Annotated in this window: 7 protein-coding genes and 1 tRNA gene; 5 read left to right on the top strand and 3 right to left on the bottom strand. The window is 63.1% G+C overall.

Annotated features, from left to right (window positions below; all coding sequences use genetic code 11):
• The first annotated feature begins 167 nt into the window (after positions 1-167).
• Together OE647_RS17425 and OE647_RS17420 are read left to right on the top strand one after the other, a co-directional pair.
• Positions 168-452, top strand: coding sequence for a hypothetical protein (locus OE647_RS17425; protein ID WP_263723036.1), 285 nt, complete (start codon positions 168-170; stop codon positions 450-452).
• Entirely contained in the window at positions 439-1,560 is a 1,122-nt protein-coding gene (locus OE647_RS17420) for a tyrosine-type recombinase/integrase (protein WP_263723035.1), read from the top strand. Before OE647_RS17425 ends, OE647_RS17420 begins: the two co-directional genes overlap by 14 nt.
• Positions 1,561-1,570: 10 nt before the next feature.
• On the opposite strand, the gene OE647_RS17415 is transcribed toward OE647_RS17420, so the two are convergent.
• Both OE647_RS17415 and OE647_RS17410 read right to left on the bottom strand, forming a co-directional pair.
• Positions 1,571-2,392, bottom strand: coding sequence for a GIY-YIG nuclease family protein (locus OE647_RS17415; RefSeq protein ID WP_263723034.1), 822 nt, complete (start codon positions 2,390-2,392; stop codon positions 1,571-1,573).
• A 151-nt stretch (positions 2,393-2,543) separates the two neighbouring features.
• A tRNA-Cys gene (locus OE647_RS17410) sits at positions 2,544-2,617 on the bottom strand.
• A 141-nt stretch (positions 2,618-2,758) separates the two neighbouring features.
• Here OE647_RS17410 and OE647_RS17405 point away from each other — a divergent pair.
• The 3 genes from OE647_RS17405 (at position 2,759) to OE647_RS17395 (ending at position 5,830) form a co-directional block, all read left to right on the top strand.
• A complete protein-coding gene (locus tag OE647_RS17405; RefSeq protein ID WP_263723033.1) occupies positions 2,759-3,412 on the top strand; it encodes a protein-L-isoaspartate O-methyltransferase family protein in 654 nt (217 codons plus the stop codon).
• 47 nt (positions 3,413-3,459) lie between these two features.
• On the top strand, positions 3,460-4,815 hold the full coding sequence (locus OE647_RS17400; RefSeq protein WP_263723032.1) for a TolC family outer membrane protein: 1,356 nt from the start codon (positions 3,460-3,462) through the stop codon (positions 4,813-4,815).
• 70 nt (positions 4,816-4,885) lie between these two features.
• On the top strand, positions 4,886-5,830 hold the full coding sequence (locus OE647_RS17395) for a hypothetical protein (protein ID WP_263723031.1): 945 nt from the start codon (positions 4,886-4,888) through the stop codon (positions 5,828-5,830).
• Between the two features lie 75 nt (positions 5,831-5,905).
• Here OE647_RS17395 and OE647_RS17390 read toward each other — a convergent pair whose 3' ends face one another.
• Positions 5,906-6,226 carry a DUF6280 family protein gene (locus OE647_RS17390; RefSeq protein ID WP_263723030.1) on the bottom strand — a complete coding sequence of 107 codons (321 nt, stop codon included), beginning with the start codon at positions 6,224-6,226 and terminating at the stop codon, positions 5,906-5,908.
• Positions 6,227-6,312: the final 86 nt, after the last annotated feature.

Raw genomic sequence — 6,312 nt, 5'->3', positions numbered from 1 at the left:
CGCTCCGACTGGCCGCCGACCTGCGCGCCTGAGCGGTGCAAGCGGGGGCGGTCCGGGTCGCCCCCAATCCCCCCGGATTCAAACTTCCCGAAAAATGTTTCTCCGGATTCCGCGACGATCACAGGTCCAACGTGTCACCGATGCGCGTGACCTGAAAAAGGTATACTATGCAAGATGTTATCGAAAGTTCGCGGCTGACCGCAGTTCAGAAAATTTGCCTGATCAGTGGCGAGGAACTCGCCCGGGCTGCCGGATTTTCCGGGGTTTCGGATGGCTTTCGTGCCTGGTGCAAGAAGGCGGGGATCACGCCAGTGCCCGGCCTCGAGCGGCGCTACGATCCCAAGCTCGTGCGCCAGCGGCTCGATGAGATGCAAGGTATGCTGCCTGACGCTGCGAACCAGAACGCCGCCAGCCTCGTCGAACAGCGGAGGGCGCGTCGTGGCGCGCGTTGATCTCAAAGGCATTCATCGCGTGAGGAAGCGGCTCGTCACAGGCGCGGTGGTGACGTACCACTACGCCTACCGGGGTGGCCCCCAGTTCTGGAAAAGCACCTCGGAGGTCAAACAGGGCACTCCCGACTACCTGGAAGCCTTCATCCGGGCATCCAAGCCGCAGCTGTTGGCAGCAGTTCCCTCCCGAGGGGACCGAAACTCGACGTCGTCGGTCATCGCTCGCTATCGCGACTCGGTTCATTTCAAGAAGCTCGGGGACCGGACCAAGGCCGACTACGAGAAGTATTTACTGTCGTTCGAAAAGGAGTTCGGCAGCGACCCGATCGCGATGTTCGAGGAACGCGATGCTCTCGCCGAGATCAACGCGTGGAAGAACAAATGGTCGCACTCCCCTAAACAATTCGACTACGCCACTTCGGTGGTTACGCGGCTCCTGAACTGGGCGCGGGACACCGATGTCAGCATTCAGGTGCACCATCACGTCGATGTCGAGCGCATGTATAGCTCGAACCGAGCTGATATCGTGTGGTTGCCCGGTGAACTAAGGGCGATGCTCGACGTCGCGACGGAGCGTGAGAGCCGCATCGTCATAGCCGCCTCCGAGGGCGGGCTAACGCCACAGGACATCGGCATCCTGACCTGGAATCATGTGCAGAAGACACCCAAGGGGCGACGCCTCTTCTTCAAGCGCACGAAGACCGGGAATCCCGTCAGCATTCCAGTCACGCCAGCTCTCGCCACCCTGATTGATACGACGCCCAAGGAGCAGAAGTACCTGATCGTGTCACTCGAAGGCCGCAAGCTCACCTCGCACCGGGCTTCGCAGATCACTCGCGATGTGAAGGATCGCGCCAACGCCGCGGCGGAGAAGCACCCTGAGAAGGTTCACATCCGAAATGAACTCCGTCTCTACGACATGCGCGGTACGGCGGCGACGGAGCTACTGCGCGCCGGGTGCTCGCTGAACGAGATCGCGGTCACCATGGGGTGGGGTCTGCGTCATGCCGCAAACATCATTGAGAAATACGCTGCCGTTGTACCGGAAGTTGCTGACGAAGTCTTCGCGAAGCTCATGTCTGCGCGCAAGCACGCCCAAGAGGGCGAGTGAACATTCGAACTCAGTTCGTCAGGAAGCGGATCTTATTTCGGCCCAACACTTCGAAGCTAACCACGTCTCCTTCTTCGAAACGAGACTGAAACCACTCGGCTATGGCGCGGTTCCCACCGACTATCCTTACGCCACCAGACCTGTTGGCAGTGCGGTTGATCTTTGACGCGACCGCCGGCCAGCCGTCCTGAAAGGTCACGAGACACGGCGCCCCATCGCTTCCAAGAAATTCGCTTGCGGCGACACCGACATTTACGATGCCCCGCTCGTAGTAGGTTGGGCCCAACGTTAAGCTGAAGGAGTGGGCGTGCGCGTTGGAAAGCTCGGCATTTCCGACATCGGTGGCGGTGGCGTCAGCATCATCCTCTGCCTCCAGGGCCGCCGACTCCGTGATCGCCTTGCCAAGGGCGCCACCGTTCCACGGAGGGTTCACGCGCCGGATGAGCGAGTCTTCGAGGCCTGCGGCGAGATTGATTTCAAAATCGCCATATCGGAACAGGTCGACCGGAGTGAAAGCGAGAATTCCTACCGTCGCGCCTCTGGAGATCGTTGCCTTTATGTTGGCGTTGTTCTTCAGGTTTGTTCGCTGGCGCGCTCCGGGTCTGCAGTATGTTCGGAACCGTTTCCTCAGACTTCGCGACGTTTTTCCGATGTATAGAATGGTCTCGTTTTCCACGAAGGCATAGAGCGCGTTGGGGACTTCCATGCTGACGCGCACGAGATCTGGATCGGACGCGGACAGCCGATAGGTCAGTTGACCATCCTCGATCATCCACTCGCCGATATCAACGAAGCCGATGGCCATGATATCGAGTTTGGTCATGTTCGACATGTTACGCCCCGTGACGAATTCGGAAGTATCATGTCTCGCAACCCAGATGCGGCACCAGAAAAATCTCTGTCGAGATCAACGTGATGAGGGCAATGGGAGCGATCTGTGTAAACCAGCCTGTAAACCGAGCAGCTCGATTTCGGCTAAGTTATGGAGGCGGGTACCGGAATCGAACCGGTCTTCACGGATTTGCAATCCGCTGCGTAACCTCTCCGCCAACCCGCCGGAGGTGTGGGGGAGATATACTATGGCAAAACGCCGCGCAACCCATTCCGGACGGCAATCCGCAGTCTGCACCCGTTGCCGATCGTTTCGTTCTGTGGCAAGACGAATTCTGACCGGAAACCAGACCGAAGAGTTCAGTCGATGACCGATTTCGCCGCCCGCCGGACCATGATGGTGGATAACCAAGTGCGTCCCAGCGACGTGACCAAGTTCCCGATTATCGAGGCGATGCTTGCCGTCCCGCGCGAAGCCTTCGTTCCCGGCGCCAAGCGGGAGGCCGCCTATGTCGGCGAGAATCTCGATCTTGGCGGCGGGCGGGTGATGCTCGAGGCCAGGACGCTGGCCAAGATGCTTGACGCGCTCGACATCGGGCCGGCGGACCTCGTGCTCGATATCGGCTGCGGTTTGGGCTACTCCACCGCGGTCATCGCCCGCATGGCCGAGGCGGTCGTCGCGGTCGAGGAAGACGCAACGCTGGCCGAACAGGCGCAGGCGCTGCTGTCGGCCGAAGGCTGCGACAATGCGGCGGTGATCGCGGGGGCGCTTGCGGCCGGTTCGGCCAAGCACGGTCCCTATGACGCGATCACGATCCAGGGCGCGGCGGAGACGGTTCCGCAAGCGATCCTCGATCAGCTGAAAGAGGGTGGCCGCATCGGTTGCCTGTTCATGGAAGGGACGCTGGGCGTTTGCCGGATCGGTCACAAGATCGACGGGCGCATCAGTTGGCGCTTCTCGTTCAACGCCTCGGCGCCGGTTCTGCCGGGGTTCGAAGCGGCGCGTGGTTTCGCCCTCTGAGCCGATCGCCCAAGAGCGGCGCGCCGAGGCGGCAAAGGAGTAGGGCTATGAAGGCTGGGATACGCGGCGGGCTTCTTGCGTCCGCTCTGGCGATTTTGGCGGCCCTGCCGGCGCAGGCGGAAACCCTGGCCGATGCGCTGGCGGCGGCCTACAGGAACTCCAACCTCCTGGACCAGAACCGCGCGGTGCTGCGGGCTGCGGACGAGGATGTCGCAACCGCCGTATCGGCCCTGCGCCCGGTGGTGTCCTGGATCGCCGCGCTCGACTATGTCGACAATCCCTCGGGCGACAGCCTGGATGCGACGCTGTCGCTGGCGGCGCGGTGGACCGTCTTCGATTTCGGCCGGCGGGAGTTGAAGATCGAAGCGAAGAAGCAAGCCGTGCTTGCGACGCGCGACGCGCTGGTCCAGGTCGAGCAGCAGGTGCTTCTTTCGGCCGTTGCGGCCTATATGGACGTGCGCAACGCGGTGGAGAACCTGGCCATCACCGACAACTCCGTCAAGGTGATCAGCGAAGAACTGAAGGCCGCGCAGGACCGTTTCGCCGTGGGTGAGGTCACGCGGACCGATGTGGCGCTGGCCGAAGCCCGGCTGGCCTCGGCGCGTGCGTCGATGGCGGCGGCGAAGGGGACGCTTGCGGCAGCGCGCGAGGCCTATCGCGCCGCGACCGGCGCCTATCCCGGACCACTCGCGGTGCCGCCCCGCGCGCCCGAACTGCCCCGGACGCTGGATGAGGCGCGCTCGATCGCGCAGCGTATCCACCCCACGATCCGGCAGTCTCAGGAACTCGCCAAGGCCGCGGACATTGGGGTTGAGATCGCCGCGGCCGAACGGCGTCCCTCGCTCGACATGTCGGCCGCCGTCACGCGGCTCGAAGGGGGCGAGAACAGCGCCAGCATCGGGCTTGACCTGTCGCAGGTCATCTATTCCGGCGGCGCCCTGCCTTCGGCGCATCGTCAGGCCATCGCCAACCGTGACGCTGCGCGCGCCGCACTTTTGCAGACGGGCGTGATCGTGGCGCAAAACGTGGGCAACAGCTGGGCTTCCATCGATGTGGCCAAGGCGCAGATCACCGCGACCCAGCTCCAGGTCGAGGCCGCGACGATCGCCTATGAGGGCGTCCGGGAGGAGGCGCGGCTGGGTGCCCGCACCACGCTCGACGTGCTCGATACCGAACAGGACCTGCTTGATGCGAAGGCCGCGCGAATCAATGCGGAGACGCAGTTGCAGGTGGCGACCTATTCGCTGCTTGCCTCGATGGGGCTGCTGACGGCGGAACACCTGAAGCTTGGTGTGCCGGTCTATGATCCTGAAGCCTATTACGAGGCCGTAAAAACGGCGCCGCACACGTCGGTGCAGGGCAAGAGCCTGGATCGCGTCCTGAATGCCATCGGCAAGAAGTAAGATTTTTCGGCCTGTTGTCGGGAACGGAAGCGCGGTTTAAACTCCGTTGGCAATAAGCAATGGAGCCGACATGTCTGATCCACGGACCAACTTGGACGTCGAAGACGTTCTGTCGTCGATTCGCCGTCTGGTCTCCCAGGATACGCGCGCCGCGGACGGTCCCGCGGTGGCCGGTGTCGGGAAGCTTGTCCTGACACCCTCGTTGCGCGTGAACGACGCCGGCGAGGTCGGACCGTCCGGTGGCCAGGCCGTGATCCCCGATGACTCCGACGCGGGCCGAGATGCGCCCACGCTGGAGGAGACGATCGACGAGCTGGAAGCAGCCGTCGCCGGTGTCGAGGCTGCGTTCGAGGCGGACGCGGAGGATGACGGGGCGGAAAGCGAGACCGGCTCCGTTTACTGGATCGATGCCGCCGCGAACGAAGAGGCGCGCGAAGCCGCTGCAGAGGATGAGGATCTGGCGTCTCGCGATGAAACGGCCGCGCCAGAGGCCGAGGCCGAAGCTGGGCAGGGCGACGTGAGCGCGGCTGCCGACGCGGGACGGGAGCCCGCCGAGGAAGACGTTCTTGACGCCGCGGTTGACGATGAGGTCGAGGACGCGGCTGAGGATTTGGGCGCCGAGTCCGGGGATGACCCCCTGGAGGTCGCTGCCGAGGCGCCGCAAGAGGCCGAGGACGAAACCGCGATTGAGACCGAAGACACGGGCGAGGAGCCTGTTTCCGCCGCAGAAACCGTTGATTTCAAGCACAGGGATACCGTGCCGCCCGAGGCCGAAGCGGATGTCGGCATGTTCTTCGACGCAGAGCCCGTGGACGTGGAGGTGGAGCGTTTCTCAGCCGAGACCATGTCGGTCATGGACCCGGGTGAGATCGACGAGGACCTGCTGCGGGCGATGGTCGCCGCGCTGGTGCGCGAGGAACTTCAGGGGGCGTTGGGCGAACGCCTGACCGACCGGCTGCGCAAGCTTGTCCGCCGGGAAGTCCAGCTGGCGCTGGGTCGGCATCAGCGCGACTGACCCCGCATTCGCGGACATAGAGAAACGAAAACGCGCCCCTGGGGGCGCGTTTTTTCGTTCCGCACCTGAAGCGGATCAGGCTGCTTCGGCCTCATCGGCGGCGGCGCGACGCTCGCTTTCTTCGCGCGACAGCGCGACGGAGGTGCGCACGCCCTTGGAGACGAACTCCATCAGGCCCTTGACCACTCGCTCGTTCGGATCGATCCCGGCGCAGGACAGAACCTCGCGCCCGTCGCGCGAACGCGCCCAGCGGGCGATCTGTTCCGGCCCATTGCCGTATTTCTTGTCGTCGGCGATCGCATCATCCAGTGCAGCGAGCACGACCGCCGCGAAAAGCTTGCGCGATCTTTGGCCCTGCTCGTAGTTGAATGCGGTGCCGTCTACGAAATCCCGCATCTTACTTCCCTTGTTATTGCTCTTGCGTTTCCTGGCGCAGGACTGAATAGTCTTTTTTGGCCGTGATTCGGTATGTCCTGTTTGAT

The sequence above is a fragment of the Albidovulum sediminicola genome (genome assembly GCF_025751575.1).
Classification (GTDB): domain Bacteria; phylum Pseudomonadota; class Alphaproteobacteria; order Rhodobacterales; family Rhodobacteraceae; genus Albidovulum; species Albidovulum sediminicola.
The sequence above is the reverse complement of the archived record's forward strand: the minus strand, read 5'-3'. Positions and strand labels throughout refer to the sequence as shown.

What these genes read in the sequence shown, in the direction of transcription:
- OE647_RS17425 (WP_263723036.1), top strand. Translation starts at nt 168, where the DNA reads ATGCAAGATGTTATCGAAAGTTCGCGGCTGACCGCAGTTCAGAAAATT.
- OE647_RS17415 (WP_263723034.1), bottom strand. Translation starts at nt 2,392, where the DNA reads ATGTCGAACATGACCAAACTCGATATCATGGCCATCGGCTTCGTTGAT.
- OE647_RS17405 (WP_263723033.1), top strand. Translation starts at nt 2,759, where the DNA reads ATGACCGATTTCGCCGCCCGCCGGACCATGATGGTGGATAACCAAGTG.
- OE647_RS17400 (WP_263723032.1), top strand. Translation starts at nt 3,460, where the DNA reads ATGAAGGCTGGGATACGCGGCGGGCTTCTTGCGTCCGCTCTGGCGATT.
- OE647_RS17395 (WP_263723031.1), top strand. Translation starts at nt 4,886, where the DNA reads ATGTCTGATCCACGGACCAACTTGGACGTCGAAGACGTTCTGTCGTCG.
- OE647_RS17390 (WP_263723030.1), bottom strand. Translation starts at nt 6,226, where the DNA reads ATGCGGGATTTCGTAGACGGCACCGCATTCAACTACGAGCAGGGCCAA.